This is a genomic window from Clostridium sp. AF27-5AA (assembly GCF_003478415.1).
Taxonomy (GTDB): Bacteria; Bacillota; Clostridia; order Lachnospirales; family Lachnospiraceae; genus Otoolea; species Otoolea fessa.
Genome location: NZ_QUFH01000001.1, coordinates 102,549 through 119,699 on the forward strand (window position 1 = coordinate 102,549; position 17,151 = coordinate 119,699).

A 17,151-nucleotide genomic window follows, 5' to 3' on the forward strand; every position below is an offset into this window, starting at 1 on the left:
AACAAATTAAAAACCACGACTATAAGTGAGAAAGAATGCCCTCCGGCGGCGCGAGCGGTCGGAGGGCATTCTTTCTCACTTATAGTCGTGCATTCTCCTCTCCCATATTTCCAACTAATTCCACCTTTCACGACTTAACCATTTATCTACAACTTAACACTTCTGTAATAATTCATTTATAGAAAATTCATTTTTTCCTCCATATCCTTCCTTGGCAATTCCCTACGAATATGATAAAATAAAAATTACGTTTAAGATATTAAGTCATAATTTCAAGAAAAATCAGGAGCGATCCATATGTTAGAAGAAGAAAACAAAAAAGAAACGCAGGAGTCAGAACAGGTGCCAGCGGCGGAGCGGATTCAAGAGCCGGAAGCAGTTCAGAGTCAGGAATCAGAGCCAGCTCAGGATCAGACACCAAATCCGGTCCGGGAATCCGCGGGACATTCGCGCAGGCGCCAGGGCGAAGATAAGAGTCAGAATCTGCGCTTCGGAGTGATAGCAGCAGGGGTGGTGATTGCTCTTGCAGTTGCAGCATTTGCAGGCAAGTCCCTGCTCAGCCGTCAGGCGGGAGCCGGAACTGCAAAGAATGGGGCGGCGACAGCATCAGAGCTTTCGAAGGACGAGGCATCCGAAGAGTCCAGAGCGGAGGAGATCAAAGAGAAAGAAGCAGTGGTAGCTTCCTATAAAAATTTGGGTATCGTGCAGGTGTCCGGTTATCTGAATATGCGTGAGACGGCGAGCACGGACGGCAACATCATCGGCAAACTGATGGGCGACAGTGCGTGTGAGATCGTGGATGATTCAACCGAAGGCTGGTATCAGGTCGAATCTGGCGGTATTTCTGGTTATATCAGCTCAGAGTTTGTTCTGACCGGGGATGAGGCGAAGAAAAAAGCGTTGGAACTGGTTGAAAAGCGGGCGCTCATCACGGCAGATTCCCTGAACATCCGAAAAGAGCCGAACACGGAGTCTGAGGTTGTCGGTCAGGCATTGAAAAATGAGCGCTATGTGGTCGAGGGTGAGCCGGAGAATGGCTGGATTCAGATTTCGAGCGGTTATATTTCTACGGATTATGCGGAGATCAAATACGCACTCAATGAAGCGCGGAAGCTGGATATGCGTGCGATGGTGCTGAATTTATACAAAAATCTGGGTATTTCCAGTGTGGATAATTACTTGAATGTGCGCGATCAGCCAAGTGAGGATGGCAATATCATCGGTAAGATGACGAGCAAGTCTGCCGGAGAGATTCTGGAGACGAGCGAGGACGGCGGCTGGTATAAGATCCAGTCGGGTCCCGTCACTGGATATGTGAAGGCGGAGTATATCCTGACAGGAGATGCGGCGAAGCAGGAGGCGATGGAGGTTGCAGAACTGATGGCGATCGTTTCAACCGACCGCCTGAATGCCCGCACGGAGCCGAGCACGGATGCGCCGATCTGGACGCAGATCTCTAACAATGAGCGTTACGATGTTATAAGCCAGCAGGATGGCTGGGTCGAGATTGCGCTCGATACGACGAGTGCGTATGTGGCGACTGATTTCGTAGATGTGCGTTATGCATTGCCGGAGGCGATCCCATTTACCCCATTAAAAGAAAAGGAATCCTTGCGGACCCAGATTGTCAACTATGCGCTTCAGTTTGTCGGAAACCGTTATGTCTGGGGCGGTAATGACCCGCATTCGGGTGTGGACTGTTCTGGTTTTACAAAGTATGTATACAGCCATGTGGCGGGCGTGTCCCTGCCGCGGGTGTCCCGGGAACAGGCGCGGACGGGTACGAAGATTGATTCTTCGAAGATGCGTCCGGGCGATCTGATTTTCTATACGAATCGCAAGGGAACGGTCAACCATGTGGCGATGTACATTGGCAATGGTCAGATCGTCCATGCGGCGAGCCGGAGAAGCGGCATCAAGATTTCTACCTGGAATTACCGGAATCCGTACCGGATTGTCAATATGCTGGGAGACTGATAGGGAGAGGATAAGATGGAAGAGCAAAAGACAGAAGATTATAAAGAACGCCTGCATAAAGCACGTCAGAAACGAAACGGCAAGGATCCGATGCACTGGTTCATGGTCGGAGGATGTGCGGTCATCGTGGTGCTGATTGTGGTCATCATCGTGAAGCTGGCACAGGGCGGTACGTTCGGAGGTTCTGGAAACGCCCGGGTGGCATCGGCATCCGAGGCAGAGGTGCAGGAAACCGTGATCGGAGAGACGCTGCCGGAGGATGAGGAACAGGCAAAAGAGGACGAAGAAAAGAAAAATGTAGTCGAGTCCTACCAGAATCTGGGTATTGTGGATGTATCTGGTTATCTTAATATGCGTGAGAGCGCCAGTACAACCTCCGATGTCATCGGCAAACTGATGGGCGGCAGTGCGTGCGAGATTCTGGACGATTCCCAGGAAGGCTGGTATCAGATATCTTCCGGCGGTCTGGAGGGCTACATCAGTTCAGAATTTGTACAGACCGGCGAGGCGGCAAAAACAGAGGCATTTGAGCTGGTCAAGAAGATGGCGGTCATCACGACTGACAAGCTGAATATCCGGAGTGAGCCGAGTGAGGACGCGCAGGTGCTGGAACAGGCGCTGAAAAATGAGCGTTATTCCATTGTCAGCGAGCAGGACGGCTGGATTCAGATCAGCGGGGGCTATATTTCAGCGGATTATGTGGATGTGCGCTATGCGTTAAATGAAGCGCGTAAGCTGGATCTGCGGACGATGGTTCTCAATATGTATGACAATCTGGGTATTTCCAATGTCAATAACTACTTAAATATCCGCGTGGAGCCGAAGGAGGATGCGAAGATCATCGGTAAGATGACGAGCAAGTCCGGTGGTGAGATTCTGGAAACGACCGAGGATGGCGGCTGGTATAAGATCAAGTCCGGTCCGGTTACTGGCTATGTTAAATCCGAATTTATTCTGACTGGAGATGCGGCGAAGCAGGAGGCACTGCAGGTTGCACAGCTGATGGCGATCGTATCAACTGACCGTCTGAATGCCCGTACGGAGCCGAACACGGACGCGCCGATCTGGACGCAGATTTCCAACAGCGAGCGGTATTCGGTTATGAGCCAGCAGGATGGCTGGGTGCAGATTGCACTGGATGAGACGAGTGCCTATGTAGCGACTGAATTTGTCGATGTCCGGTATGCGTTAAATGAGGCGATCGAGTTTACACCGGTTGAGGAGACCCCGGAGCCTGAGACCAAGGCGGCGAGCAGCAAGGGAGGCTCTGGAAGCAAGAGTAGCAGTAACGGTGGTTCTGGCAGCCAGAAAGCATCTTCAAGCGGCTCCTCCAAGCGTGCGCAGATCGCAAACTACGCGACTCAGTTCCTTGGGAATCCGTATGTATGGGGCGGTACCAGCTTGACAAATGGTACGGATTGTTCTGGATTTACGATGTCGGTTATGGCACACTTCGGCGTCGGCCTGCCGCATCATTCGGGTTCCCAGGCGGGAGCAGGAAGAAGTATCAGTTCTTCCCAGATGCGTCCGGGTGATCTGATCTTCTACACAAACAGCGGTGGAACGATCAACCATGTAGCACTCTATATCGGCGGCGGGCGCGTGTGCCATGCATCGAATGCAAGGGATGGTATCAAGATTTCCACCTGGAATTACCGTACCCCGGCGAAGATCGTCAATGTACTGGGCGATTAATTCCATGGAAAGTCAATAAAAATTATTTGAAAGAGAGCAGGGAGAAAAGGCAGCTTTTCCCAGCTCTCTTTTTTCTGTTTCATAGGAAATTGTGTCCTATGAAATAAAAAACGCATCGCGGGGATGCGCACTCGCGCGAAGCAGAAACATGTCGCAAGTGACCGCGCGAGACGCCCGAATGTGCCAAGGTACATCCTTGTTTGTATAAAAAGCGGTTTCAGTGAATAAAGATAATAGGAAGACAGAATACTAAGAATGAATTAGGCAGTTGAGAAAAAACATTGAATCCGCGTGTAAGATGGAAAGAGCGCAGAAAAGAGGAAAATATGATTCGGGCAAATCGTGAAAACAGGGAATGGGAAAATGAAGCGTGGGACAAGCAGGCAGATAAGGTGGGAGAAAGTCGGGAACAGGCGCAGGAGGATCCGATTCAGAAGCGTGAAAATGGACAGACGGATATTACGGGAAAGAATGGCAATCACATTGAATTAATCTCGATCATCGGAGAGATAGAGGGACATGAAAATTTGTCCGGCAATACGAAAACGACGAAATATGAGCATATTCTGCCTAAGCTGGCGGAGATCGAGGAGAGCGGTGAGACGGAGGGAGTTTTAGTCCTGATTAACACGGTGGGCGGCGATGTAAGCTGTGGACTGGCACTGGCGGAGATGATTGCTTCGCTCAGCAAACCGACCGTTTCACTGGTCATCGGAGACAGCCATTCGATCGGTGTGCCGCTCGCAGTGGCGGTCGATCACTCTTTTATTGTCCCGACCGGGACGATGATGGTACATCCGGTACGGATGACGGGGATGGTGATCGGTGCCGTGCAGACGTATGATTATTTTGAAATGATTCAGGATCGTATTTTAAGCTTTGTGTCCGGACACAGTCAGATCTCCTATGAGCGCCTCCGGAGCCTGATGCTCAATACGGAGATGATGACAAAAGATCTGGGAACGGTCCTGGTTGGCGGGGAGGCGGTCCAGGAGGGACTGATCGATGAATGCGGCGGGATCCGGGAAGCGCTTGCATGGCTGAACCGGGCGATCGATGGGAAGAAACAAGAAATAGATGCACACGACCGGATGACGAAGACGGATTTTAGTGAAAATCTGAAAAGAAAGTAGAACATACGTGCGAAAATTTTAGGAAAGCGTTGCTTTTTTCCCTGAATTTGGGTATACTGAATGAGATAATAAGAATGTAAAATGAGAAAAGCAGTCTGCGGGAGGCTGTATTTTGTGAAACAGGAGGAACCGCAGATACATGGGAAATATTGGAGGCATGAGACAGGTGGCAGATACAAGCAGGAAAAGACAGAGTACAGAGCGTGCCGGGGAGACAGCTGGGACAGAGAAAAAAGCCGGGCGATCCAGAAAGTCCCCTGCGGCGAAGAAAGCGGAGGAGACGCTGAACGAGAAAAAGAGTAGGGGGAAGAAGAAAGCTTCGTCTGGAAAAGGCACCGCGAAAGGAACAGGAAGCCGAAGCCGCGCCAGCCAGGCGCCGGAGCTGGTGGAGAAAAGTGGTACAGGGGCATTTATGGGAACGGAAGTGGCGATTATTGTATCATTTGCAATATCGGTACTTTTGTTTTTGAGCAATTTCGGGCTTTGCGGCTTTGTCGGAAGTTTTCTGCGATCGACTCTGCTTGGCGTATTCGGCGTGATGGGGTATCTGGTGCCATTCCTTTTATTTATGGGGACTTGTTTTTATCTTTCAAACCGAGGCAACCAGAAAGCCGTAGCCAAGTTGGTGGCGGTTGGCGAGGTGCTTCTGGCATTTTGCGGACTTTCCCAGCTTCTCATGGGAGGCGGTCAGCATCTGGACTGGAATCTGGGCGATTATTACGCGCAGGCAGGCGGAGGCGGCTTTATCGGTGGCATTCTGATGCTGCTGTTGTGCGGAACAGTGGGAACGATCGGAGCAGTTCTGATTCTGCTGGTGCTTTTGGCACTCGGTGCTGTGTGCATTACGGAGCGTTCCCTGGTAAACTTCGTTAAACAGGGCAGCGGAAGGGCATATGAGTATGCGAAAGAAGATATGAGCCGCCGCCGTGAGATACATGAGGAGAAAAAGGAAGAAAAACGCCGTCTGCGGGAGGAGCAGCGGGTCCGTGGCGTTGATCTCGAGGGCGCCAAGCTGACCGAGCTGCCAGTGATGCGGAATTTCTTGGAAGGAGTCCCGGAGGGAACCGTGCTGGGACCGGAGGACGCACCGGAGGAATTCCGTGAGATGCATGGAAGGCAGGAAAACTTGCAGGATGAGGCCGCGGCTTATGATGATTGGACCGATGTTCCGGCAGAGGGAAAAAATCTGGCACAGGATTCCGGACAGGGAGTAGAGAAGGAGAATCCGGCAGATGTATTTCGCGGGCAGATATTCCACGGTGGCGGAGCGGTAGAACCAGAACCGATGGAGTATGAAGAAGAGCCGGTGGAATCGGAGCAGGATACATATGCATACGCTGGTTCAGAATCCCAGTTTCAGGAAGAATCGGGGCGCGAGACGGCGCGGGCAGTAAGGGAGACAGAATTTGCAAAGGAGCCCGCAGAGACAGAGGACAGTGCGAGCGACCAGCTGTTGAAACGCCTGTATGTACGCCGTGATACCCGGACGATAGAAGAATTTGCCGGCGGCGAGAGTCAGAAAGGTCCAGGCTATTATCCGGTAGAGACACGGGAGAGACCGGCTGCGGAGGCGACCCCCGGTTTGACCGCGGAAGAGACCTCTGGTTTGACCGCGGAGGAGGTTCATACAGATTTAGGACATCAGGATGTCTTTGAACCATCGGAAGACGAGTGGGAAACCGTTTCGATGGAAAATGAGAATGAAGGGAACGAGCCTATATCTGGGGAAACAGATTCCGAGCCAATCGATGGCTATTATAAGACGCTGGAATCGGAGCGGGGCGAGGCAAAGGGCAGTTTCTTTGTCCCGGAGGACTCCAAAACGGTCGTGACCGCATCCGGAAAGGTGATCGAGACGGATACAGAGGCGATACAGAAAAAACTGGAGCAGAGACGGGAAGAACGAAAAGCACTTCCAGTTGAGGAACTGACGGTTCCAGAGCAGATCGAGCGCAAGGAAGAGGAAGAAAAGAAGATCCAGAAAGAATACATATTCCCGCCATTGACACTTTTAAAACGCGGCACAGGACAGACCGATTTCTCGGATCAGGAGTACCGGGAGACAGCGATCAAGCTGCAGCAGACGCTCCAGAACTTCGGCGTGGGCGTGACGGTTACAAACATCAGCTGTGGACCGACGGTTACCCGCTATGAGCTTCACCCGGAGCAGGGTGTCAAGGTCAGCAAGATTGTAGCGCTGGCGGATGATATCAAGTTAAATCTGGCAGCGGCGGACATCCGTATCGAGGCACCGATTCCTGGCAAGGCGGCGGTCGGTATCGAGGTTCCGAACAAGGAGAACCATGTGGTTCTGCTGCGCGATCTGCTGGAGTCAGAGGCATTTAAGAAATATCCGTCCCGGCTGGCATTCGCGGTCGGAAAAGATATCGCAGGTCAGACGGTTGTCAGCGACATTGCGAAGATGCCGCATCTTCTGATCGCGGGTGCGACCGGATCGGGTAAATCAGTCTGCATCAATACGCTGATCATGAGTGTGATTTATAAAGCGAAGCCGAGCGAGGTCAAGCTCATCATGATCGACCCCAAGGTGGTTGAGTTAAGTGTATACAACGGTATTCCGCATCTTCTGATTCCGGTTGTGACCGACCCGAAAAAGGCGTCCGGCGCCCTCAACTGGGCGGTGGCAGAGATGACCGACCGTTACCAGAAGTTTGCAAAATACGGCGTGCGCGATCTTAAGGGTTTCAATGCCAAGGTTGAGTCGATTGCGGATATCGACGATCCGAAGAAACCGGAGAAACTGCCACAGATCATCATTATCGTGGATGAGCTTGCCGATCTGATGATGGTAGCGCCGGGCGAAGTAGAAGATTCGATCTGTCGTCTGGCACAGCTGGCGCGTGCAGCGGGCATTCATCTGGTGATTGCGACGCAGCGACCATCGGTCAATGTCATCACCGGTGTGATCAAGGCAAATATTCCGTCGAGAATTGCTTTTTCCGTCTCTTCCGGAGTGGATTCCCGTACCATTATTGATATGAACGGCGCGGAGAAACTGCTCGGAAAGGGCGATATGCTGTTCTATCCGTCGGGCTATCAGAAACCGCAGCGTGTACAGGGCGCGTTTGTGTCCGACAATGAGGTTTCGGATGTGGTCGGATTTTTGAAACAGGAGGGGCTGACCGCAGAGTACAGCGCTGAGGTTGAGTCCAAGATCCGTTCGACGGCGATGGATGCGGGCTTTGGCGGCGGTGAGCGCGATGCCTATTTTGTACAGGCAGGTAAATTTATTATTGAGAAAGACAAAGCATCCATCGGCATGCTGCAGCGTATGTTTAAGATTGGCTTCAACCGTGCCGCGCGTATCATGGATCAGCTTGCAGATGCAGGCGTGGTCGGTGAGGAAGAAGGCACGAAGCCGCGTAAGGTGCTGATGAGCATGGAGCAGTTTGAAAACATGATGGAAGAAGGATATTAAAAAGCGGAATCATTATAAAATATCAAAATCAGGAGGTATCCTATGAAGCTTAAAAGCTGGCTGAAAGAATTGCCGTATACATTATTGCAGGGCAGCCTGGAGACGGAGGTTGACGAGGTGGTCTACGATTCAAGAAAGGCGGCGCCGGGGACGGTGTTTGTGTGTATGCGCGGGGCAAACGTCGATTCGCATACCTTTATCCCGGATGTGGTTGAAAAGGGCGCGCCGGTTCTGGTGGTCGAGCATCCGGTTGAAGCGCCTGAGAACGTGACGGTCATTCAAGTGGAGAATGGACGGAACGCGCTATCGCTTCTTTCGGCGGCACGTTTTGATTATCCGGCGCGGAAGATGACGGCGATCGGTGTGACCGGCACGAAGGGAAAGACGACTACCACTTATATGATCAAGGCGATTCTGGAGGCAGCCGGACAGAAGACGGGTCTCATCGGAACGAACGGCGCTGTGATCGGTGAGAATCATTATCCGACCAAAAATACGACGCCGGAATCCTACATTTTACAAGAATATTTTGCAAAAATGGTGGAAGCGGGCTGCCGTTACATCGTGATGGAGGTTTCTTCCCAAAGCTACCTGATGCACCGGGTAGACGGACTTTTCTTTGATTATGGAATTTTCCTGAATATTTCCAATGATCATATTGGCCCGAATGAACATGCAAGTTTTGAAGAATATCTTTACTACAAAAAGCAGCTTTTGAAAAACTGCCGGACAGCGCTCGTCAACCGCGATGATCCGCACTTTGATGCGATCGTAGAAGGGGCGACAGCAGAGATCCTGACCTTTTCATTGGAACAGGCGGCTGATTTTACAGCGGATGACATTCACTATGTACGCGAACATGATTTCGTGGGCGTCGAATTTCAGACGCATGGACGATATGAGCACGATCTGCGCGTCGGCATTCCGGGCAAATTTAACGTGGACAATGCGCTGGCGGCAGCGGGCGTGTGCAGCTTCTTTGATCTGCCGAAGGAGAAAGTCTGCCATGCGCTGGAACATATCCAGGTCGATGGACGGATGGAGATTGTATATAAATCAGCAAAGTGCACCGTGATCGTTGACTACGCCCACAATGCGGTCAGCATGGAAAGTCTTCTTCTGACGCTGCGCGACTACAAGCCGAAGCGTCTCGTCTGCGTCTTCGGATGCGGCGGCAACCGGGCGCGGGATCGCCGGTACTCGATGGGAGAGATTGGCGGAAAGCTGGCAGATCTGTCGATCATCACGGCGGATAATTCCCGCTTTGAGAAAGTGGAAGATATTCTGGCAGATATCAAGGTCGGACTTGCAAAAACCGATGGCAAATACGTTGAAATCCCGGATCGCCGCGAAGCGATTGAGTACAGCTTGTCCCATGCGGAAGATGGCGATATCATCGCGATCATCGGAAAAGGGCATGAGGATTATCAGGAGATCGAGGGCGTGCGCTATCATTTCCTTGACCGGGAAGTAGTGCAGGAGACGGTGAAGAAGCTGCATATGTAATCAATTTGGAGGCAAAATATGGACCATATTACAGTCAGACATATCGTGGAAGCAGTGTCGGGAACACTGCTCTGCGGAGATGCAGATACGGAGTTAAAACACATCAGCATTGATTCCCGGAGTATGCGCGGGGCGGATCTGTTTGTTCCGCTGATCGGGGAGAAATCAGACGCGCATCGTTTCCTGGTTCAGGCGATGGACAATGGGGCGGCAGCCGCACTGACTTCGGAGCATGAGGCGGCACCGGAGGGCTTTCACGGCGCGCTGATCCAGGTGAAAGATACGAAACTGGCATTGCAGACGATCGGACGCTGCCTGCGGGCACGCCTTTCTATCCCGTTAGTTGGTATCACCGGCAGCGTGGGAAAGACGACGACGCGCGAAATGGTGGCGGCGGCGCTTTCAGCGAAATATAAGACATTCAAGACACCGGCAAACCACAACAGCCAGATCGGTGTGCCGCTCACGATCTCGGAGATTTCTGATAATGATGAGATCGGCGTGCTGGAACTGGGAATGAGTGAGCCGGGCGAGATGGCGGTGATCGCGGAGATTGCGGCGGTGGATTCGGCAGTCATGACGAATATCGGTGTGACGCATATTGAGAATCTGGGCTCTCGCGAGAATATCTTAAAAGAAAAGCTGCATATCCAGGACGGTATGAAGGCAGGCGGAATCCTGTTTGTAAATGGAGATAATGATATGCTTTCCACCGTGCATGCAAAAGCAGGCTGCCATACCGTCCGTTATGGACTTGGAGCAGATAACGACTACCGCGCCGAGGATCTTTCATATCCGGATGGATTTCCGTCCTTTACGATGGTACACGGCGAGGTGCGCGTCCCGGTGAAGCTGACTGTTATGGGCGAGCACAATGTCATGAATGCGCTGGCTGCCCTGGCGGTTGCGGATGCCTACGGTGTGCCGCTTGCCGATGCAGCGGAAAAGCTGCTTGAATTTGGCGGGTTCAAGAACCGTCAGCAGATTTATCATAAAAATGGTTATACGATCGTGGACGATACCTACAATGCAAGCCCGGATTCGATGAAAGCGGCGATAGGTGTGCTTTCTTCCCTGCCGGCAGGACGCAGAATTGCGGTTCTGGCAGATATGAAGGAACTGGGAGAGAATACGATTCAGTTCCACCGTGAAGTTGGTGCGTTTCTGGCGGAAAAACCGGTCGATATCCTGGTTGTATATGGCGAACTGGCGCAGGCGATCGCCGAGGGAGCAAAGAAAGTCAAACCGGATCTGCATGTCGTTTCGTTTGAAGAGGACGAAAAAGAAGATATGCTTGACTGGCTGGATGCACAGATCGGTGAGGGAGATGCAGTCCTGTTCAAGGGTTCCAACAGTATGAAGCTGGGGGAGACGGCAGCGAGGTTTATCTCAGTCGAGAAGACTCCCACCTCTTCAGGTGGTAAGTAATAGCAAGTTTGTCTCAGTGGGAGTCCATTCTCCGACTGAGATAAACGCTCCGCGAGGATGCATAGTGATTCTGTAGAGAATATGTCAGCTTCGCTGACCAGAATCACGCGCCAAGTCTCACGGACGTTCGACTTGAATTAGAAATAGAAAGAGAAGGAATCATGGCGTATCAATACGCGGATATTATTATAGATATATCCCATGAGAAGGTGGATCGCCCGTTTCAGTACCGGATTCCGACGCATCTGGCGGAGGAGATTACGGCGGGAACGTGCGTGACGGTACCGTTTGGAAAGGGTAATTCACTTCGGACTGGATATGTGGTGGGAATGGAAAATACGGCGGAGTATGACCCATCCCGCATCAAGGAGATAGCTGGGATCGCACCGGGCAGTATGTCGGTGCAATCTCAGCTTATCCGTCTGGCGTGGTGGATGCGGGAACGTTATGGCGCGACGATGAACCAGACGCTCAAAACCGTACTTCCCGTCAAGGAAAAGATAAAACCGCGCGAGAAAAAGACGCTGCATTGTCTTTTAAACCAGGAAGAGCTGGAAGCGGCAATCCTGGCGGCACAGAAGCGGCATTATAAGGCGCGGGTGCGGCTCCTTGAGGCATTCCGGGACAATCTGGATATTCCGATGGAATTTGCCCGACGGGAGCTTGACCTGACCCTGGCGGCGATCCGCCCGATGGAGGAACAGGGACAGCTTTCAGTGAAAGTTTCCCGTGAGGAACGCGGGTTAAACCATGCAAAACTGCCGCGTCCAGCCGGACAGACCGTGCATCTCAATGAAGAGCAGCAGGCGGCGGTTGACCGTTTCTGTGAGGATTATGAGACGGGGAAACGTGAAACGTATCTGATTCACGGCGTTACGGGAAGTGGAAAGACCGAAGTCTACATGGAGCTGATGGCGCGTGTCCTGCGAGATGGAAAGCAGGTGATTCTGCTGATCCCGGAAATTTCGCTGACATATCAGACGGTGATGCGGTTTTACCGGCGATTTGGCGATCAGATCGCGATTCTGAATTCCCGTCTCTCTGCGGGAGAACGCTATGATCAGTGGGAACGGGCGGCGCGGGGCGAGGTTTCCGTGATGATCGGACCGCGGTCGGCGCTGTTTGCCCCATTTTCCAATCTGGGACTGATTCTGATCGACGAGGAACATGAGGGCGCCTATAAGAGCGAGACGATGCCGCGCTATCATGCAAGGGAAGTAGCGGCGGAGCGCGCCCGGCTTTCCGGGGCTTCGCTGGTCTTGGGCTCAGCGACTCCTTCTCTGGAATCGTATCTGCGGGCGCAGAATGGCGAATATGTGCTTCTGCCCCTGCATCACCGGGCAGTGGCGGGAAGTATCCTGCCGAAGGTACAGATCGCTGATATGCGTGCGGAGATGCAGGCAGGCAATAAATCGGTGTTCAGCCGGTCATTGGATGCAATGTTGACAGAGAGACTCGCACGTGGCGAGCAGGCGATGCTTTTTATGAACCGGCGCGGCTATTCCAATTTTGTTTCCTGTCGTTCCTGCGGAAAGGCGGTGACCTGTCCGCATTGTGATGTTTCCCTGACACTACACGGGAAGAACCGTCTGGTCTGTCATTACTGCGGCTATACGATTCCGCTGATGAAGCAGTGTCCGTCCTGCGGATCACCGTATATTGCCGGGTTTGGGGCCGGAACGCAGAAGATGGAAGAATTTACGAAAATTCGGTTTCCGGATGCGAGGATCCTGCGGATGGATGCGGATACAACGGCAAAAAAAGGCGGACATGAAGCGATTCTGGAGGCATTTGCAAATCGTGAGGCAGATATCCTGATCGGCACGCAGATGATTGTAAAAGGGCATGATTTTCCGGGAGTGACGCTGGTCGGAATCCTGGCGGCGGATCTTTCCTTAAATACGCCGGATTACCGCAGCGCGGAGCGGACGTTCCAGCTTCTGACGCAGGCGGCTGGCAGAGCGGGGCGCGCCGGGAAGCCCGGCGATGTGGTTATCCAGACGTACCGGCCGGAACACTATGCCGTGCAGGCGGCAGCGGCGCAGAATTATGAGCTGTTTTACAGCCATGAGATCAATTACCGGAGGCTGCTTCATTATCCCCCAGTCTGCCAGATGGCTGCGGTTTATTTTGCCTGCGGCGATGAGGTGGTGCTGGATGAATGTGCGGAAATGGCGGCGCGGCGGCTGCGCGAAAGTGCTGAGTGTATCGGTCCGGTTCCGGCACCGGTATACAAAGTTAATGACATCTACAGAAAAATTTTATATATAAAGTGTGAAAAATGTGCTATACTGGATCAAATCAGGGGTCAGATTGAAACCCTGGCTGCCGCAGATACAAAATGGCAGGCGGTCCAGATTCAATACGATATATCATAGAGAGGAAGAGTGTATAAAATGGCAATCCGGTCAATTAGAACTATTGGCGATGAGGTACTGAAAAAAGAGTGTAAGGCAGTGACGGAGGTAACCGATCACACACTTGAACTGATAGAGGATATGTTTGACACGATGTATTCAGCCGGCGGCGTAGGTCTGGCAGCACCGCAGGTCGGTATCCGCAAACAGATCGTAGTAATCGACGTGGAGGACGGCAACCAGTATGTCCTGATCAATCCGGTCATCGAGGAAATGTCCGGCAGCCAGACTGGTCAGGAAGGCTGCTTAAGCGTTCCGGGCAAGGCTGGTATGGTAACTCGTCCGAGCCACGTAAAGGTACGCGCGCTGAACGAAAAAATGGAAGAGTTTGTCCTGGAAGCAGATGATTTCCTGGCACGTGCGATCTGCCATGAGTGCGATCATCTGCACGGACATCTGTATGTGGAGTTGGTAGAAGGTCCGTTAGAGGATGTAACGGCAGAGGAAGAATAAAGCACATTGGCAGAATGAGAGAGAAACAAGAGTGGGGTGACAGGCAGATATGAAGATCGTATTTATGGGAACACCGGATTTTGCGGTTCCGACACTGGAAGCGCTCTATCAGAGCCGGCATGAAGTAGCGGCGGTGGTGACACAGCCAGATAAGCCGAAGGGACGCGGCAAGGCGATGGCAATGCCGCCTGTCAAGGAAAAAGCGCTGGAATATGGAATCCCGGTGTATCAGCCGGTGCGCGTCCGCAAGGATGAGGCATTTTTTGAGGAATTGACGAAGATTCAGCCGGATGTGATCGTCGTGATTGCATTTGGCCAGATTCTGCCGGAGCGGATTCTGAACCTGCCGAAATACGGCTGTATCAACATCCATGCGTCGCTTCTGCCAAAATACCGTGGGGCAGCCCCGATCCAGTGGGCGGTCATCAATGGCGATGAGGTCAGCGGTGTGACGACGATGCAGATGGATGTCGGTCTGGACACCGGAGATATCCTGGATACCGTGGAAGTACGCCTGGATCCGAAAGAGACAGGCGGCAGCCTGTTTGACCGCTTGAGCCTTGCGGGAGGAAAGCTGATTCTCTCCACGCTTGAGAAAGCGGAGGCGGGAATCCTGCATCCGGTTAAACAAGATGAGGCAGTGGCAACCCATGTGACAATGCTCGATAAGTCGATGGGGCAGATTGACTGGTCGATGGATGCGGCAGTGATTGAGCGCCTGATCCGCGGCTTAAATCCATGGCCGAGCGCTTATACAAAATTTGAAGGAAAAACCCTGAAAATCTGGTCGGCGGATGTCGAGGAAGATGCGGCGGGAAGGCCGTCACCGGAGACATTCGGACAGGTGGTACGTGTCGGTAAAGATGCATTCTCTGTCCAGACCGGCAAAGGGCTTCTCACGATTCGGGAACTTCAGCTGGAAGGCAAGAAGCGGATGGATACGGCGGCATTTTTACGCGGATATCCGGTGGAAACGGGAGTAAAGCTCGGATAAAATAATGCTTCAGCAGGAACTGAACTGCTACAGGCAGCCAGGCGTTTGAAAGGAGTTGGAGTGATATGTACGGATACGGATATTACAGTATGTTTGATCCGACGATGATTCTGGTATTAATTGGTGTATTTCTGTCATTAGGGGCATCTGCGAAGGTAAAAAGCACCTACGCGCGGTTTTCAAGAGTCCGGAGCATGACCGGCATGACGGGAGCCGAGGCGGCGAGACAGCTTTTAAATTCACAGGGCATTTATGATGTCCAGATCCGCCAGGTGGCAGGCAGCCTGACCGACCACTATGATCCGCGGACCAAGACCGTGAATTTATCTGAGAGTGTATATGGTTCTACTTCAGTCGCGGCGATCGGTGTTGCGGCGCATGAGTGCGGACATGCGATGCAGGATGCATCTGAGTATGTTCCGCTGCGCCTGCGCGGTTCAATGGTGCCGGTGGTCAACATCGGCGCACAGCTTTCCTGGCCTATGATCCTGATTGGTGTCCTGGTCGGCGGCATGGGATCTCCGATCGTTTCACTTGGAATTCTTTTATTTTCCTTGTCGGTGCTGTTCCAGCTGGTGACGCTTCCGGTTGAGTTCAATGCATCCGCGCGTGCGGTACGTCTGCTTGATTCAACAGGGATTCTTCGCGGGGAAGAAGTTGGATATACCAAACAGGTGCTTGGTGCGGCGGCACTGACGTATGTGGCAGCGGCGGCTGGTTCGATTTTACAGCTTCTGCGTCTGATTATATTATTTGGAGGACGACGCGATGACTGATGGAACTGCGCTGCGTGAAATAGCGGCAGAAATTTTGACCGAGATTCTGGAAAAGGGACAGTATACACATCTGGCCCTTTTTCAGGCTCTTTCTAAATATCAGTATCTGGAAAAATCAGATCGCTCGTTTTTAAAACGGATTGTGGACGGGACGGTGGAGTATAAAATCCAGATTGATTATATTATCAACGCATATTCCAAAACAAAAGTTCATAAGATGAAACCGTTTATCCGCACACTTCTGCGGATGAGCGTGTACCAGATTTATTATATGGACCGTGTACCGGATTCGGCGGCGTGCAATGAGGCGGTGCGCCTTGCGAAAAAACGTGGATTTTCCGGACTTTCCGGCTTTGTAAATGGTGTGCTGCGTTCTGTGGCGCGTGGAAAAGGCAAACTGACCTTCCCGGATGATTCAGTGCGGTATTCAATGCCGGACTGGATTTTATCTCTCTGGAAGGAAAACTATGGGGCAGAGACGACCCGCAGGATGGCACAGGCTGGTCTGGAGAAACGTCCGTTTATGGTACGGTTTGCCGAGAACCGTGCAGGGAAAGAAGAGATTCTTGCCTCCCTGTCCGCCCAGGGTGTGACGGCAGAGGAGACAGCGGCGGGAAGCGGCGTTTACCGTCTGACGGGAGTGGACTATCCAGAGAGTCTGGATGCGTTCCGCGAAGGACTAATCCGGATTCAGGATCTGAGTTCGTCGCTGGCTGGTGATGCGGCGGGTATCAAAGAGGGTGATTTTGTACTCGATGTCTGTGGGGCACCGGGTGGAAAAGGGCTTCATGCGGCAGATCTGCTGCACGGAACTGGACAGGTTGAGATCCGGGATGTGAGTGATTACAAGGTATCTTTGATCAAGGAAAATATTGCCCGCAGCGGCTGTACAAACGTCTCTGCCTGCGCCTGGAATGCGTGTGAATTCGATGCTTCGATGGAGCAGAAAGCGGATGTGGTCATTGCCGATTTGCCGTGTTCAGGACTTGGCATTATCGGACGCAAGCCGGATATCAAATACAACGCTTCAATGGACGGAATCCGGGACTTGGCTGCATTGCAGCGGCAGATGCTGTCGGTGGTCTGGCAGTACGTGAAGCCGGGTGGAGTGCTGGTTTACAGCACCTGCACGGTCAACCGTCTGGAAAATGATGAAAACCGGGCATGGTTTTTAAACGAATATCCATTTGAGCCGGTTGATATCAGTGGTCGTCTGGGGATTGATTTTCAGGAAGACAGCCTGAAAGAGGGATACATCCAGCTCTATCCGGGCGTTCATCCGTGTGATGGATTTTTCATCTCTGTGATGAAAAGAAAAGGATAACTGGACGGA

Annotated in this window: 11 protein-coding genes; all 11 read left to right on the forward strand. The window is 52.3% G+C overall.

Translation table 11 applies throughout. From position 1 onward, the window contains the following. The first annotated feature begins 297 nt into the window (after positions 1 to 297). The 11 genes from DWY89_RS00545 (at position 298) to rsmB (ending at position 17,142) form a co-directional block, all read left to right on the forward strand. Positions 298 to 1,977, forward strand: coding sequence for a C40 family peptidase (locus tag DWY89_RS00545; protein WP_022358700.1), 1,680 nt, complete (start codon positions 298 to 300; stop codon positions 1,975 to 1,977). Between the two features lie 15 nt (positions 1,978 to 1,992). Beyond that, entirely contained in the window at positions 1,993 to 3,672 is a 1,680-nt protein-coding gene (locus DWY89_RS00550; protein ID WP_118524284.1) for an SH3 domain-containing protein, read from the forward strand. Positions 3,673 to 3,998: 326 nt separating this feature from the next. Further along, on the forward strand, positions 3,999 to 4,805 hold the full coding sequence (locus DWY89_RS00555; protein WP_118468813.1) for an ATP-dependent Clp protease proteolytic subunit: 807 nt from the start codon (positions 3,999 to 4,001) through the stop codon (positions 4,803 to 4,805). A gap of 139 nt (positions 4,806 to 4,944) precedes the next feature. Further along, positions 4,945 to 8,244 carry a DNA translocase FtsK gene (locus tag DWY89_RS00560; RefSeq protein ID WP_243022640.1) on the forward strand — a complete coding sequence of 1,100 codons (3,300 nt, stop codon included), beginning with the start codon at positions 4,945 to 4,947 and terminating at the stop codon, positions 8,242 to 8,244. A gap of 42 nt (positions 8,245 to 8,286) precedes the next feature. After that, a complete protein-coding gene (locus DWY89_RS00565; RefSeq protein WP_118523381.1) occupies positions 8,287 to 9,750 on the forward strand; it encodes a UDP-N-acetylmuramoyl-L-alanyl-D-glutamate--2,6-diaminopimelate ligase in 1,464 nt (487 codons plus the stop codon). 18 nt (positions 9,751 to 9,768) lie between these two features. Continuing rightward, positions 9,769 to 11,178 (forward strand): UDP-N-acetylmuramoyl-tripeptide--D-alanyl-D-alanine ligase, encoded by a 1,410-nt coding sequence (murF, locus tag DWY89_RS00570; RefSeq protein ID WP_118523380.1) that lies wholly within the window; start codon positions 9,769 to 9,771, stop codon positions 11,176 to 11,178. A gap of 161 nt (positions 11,179 to 11,339) precedes the next feature. Beyond that, positions 11,340 to 13,556 (forward strand): primosomal protein N', encoded by a 2,217-nt coding sequence (gene priA, locus DWY89_RS00575; RefSeq protein WP_182434460.1) that lies wholly within the window; start codon positions 11,340 to 11,342, stop codon positions 13,554 to 13,556. An 18-nt stretch (positions 13,557 to 13,574) separates the two neighbouring features. Beyond that, entirely contained in the window at positions 13,575 to 14,048 is a 474-nt protein-coding gene (gene def / locus DWY89_RS00580) for a peptide deformylase (RefSeq protein WP_118293195.1), read from the forward strand. Between the two features lie 49 nt (positions 14,049 to 14,097). Then, complete coding sequence (fmt, locus tag DWY89_RS00585; protein WP_118523378.1) at positions 14,098 to 15,042, forward strand: methionyl-tRNA formyltransferase; 945 nt, start codon at positions 14,098 to 14,100, stop codon at positions 15,040 to 15,042. A 65-nt stretch (positions 15,043 to 15,107) separates the two neighbouring features. Beyond that, positions 15,108 to 15,818 carry a zinc metallopeptidase gene (locus tag DWY89_RS00590; protein WP_118468657.1) on the forward strand — a complete coding sequence of 237 codons (711 nt, stop codon included), beginning with the start codon at positions 15,108 to 15,110 and terminating at the stop codon, positions 15,816 to 15,818. Further along, positions 15,811 to 17,142 carry a 16S rRNA (cytosine(967)-C(5))-methyltransferase RsmB gene (rsmB, locus tag DWY89_RS00595; RefSeq protein WP_118523377.1) on the forward strand — a complete coding sequence of 444 codons (1,332 nt, stop codon included), beginning with the start codon at positions 15,811 to 15,813 and terminating at the stop codon, positions 17,140 to 17,142. The genes DWY89_RS00590 and rsmB overlap by 8 nt, the downstream gene beginning before the upstream one ends. Positions 17,143 to 17,151 lie beyond the last annotated feature (9 nt).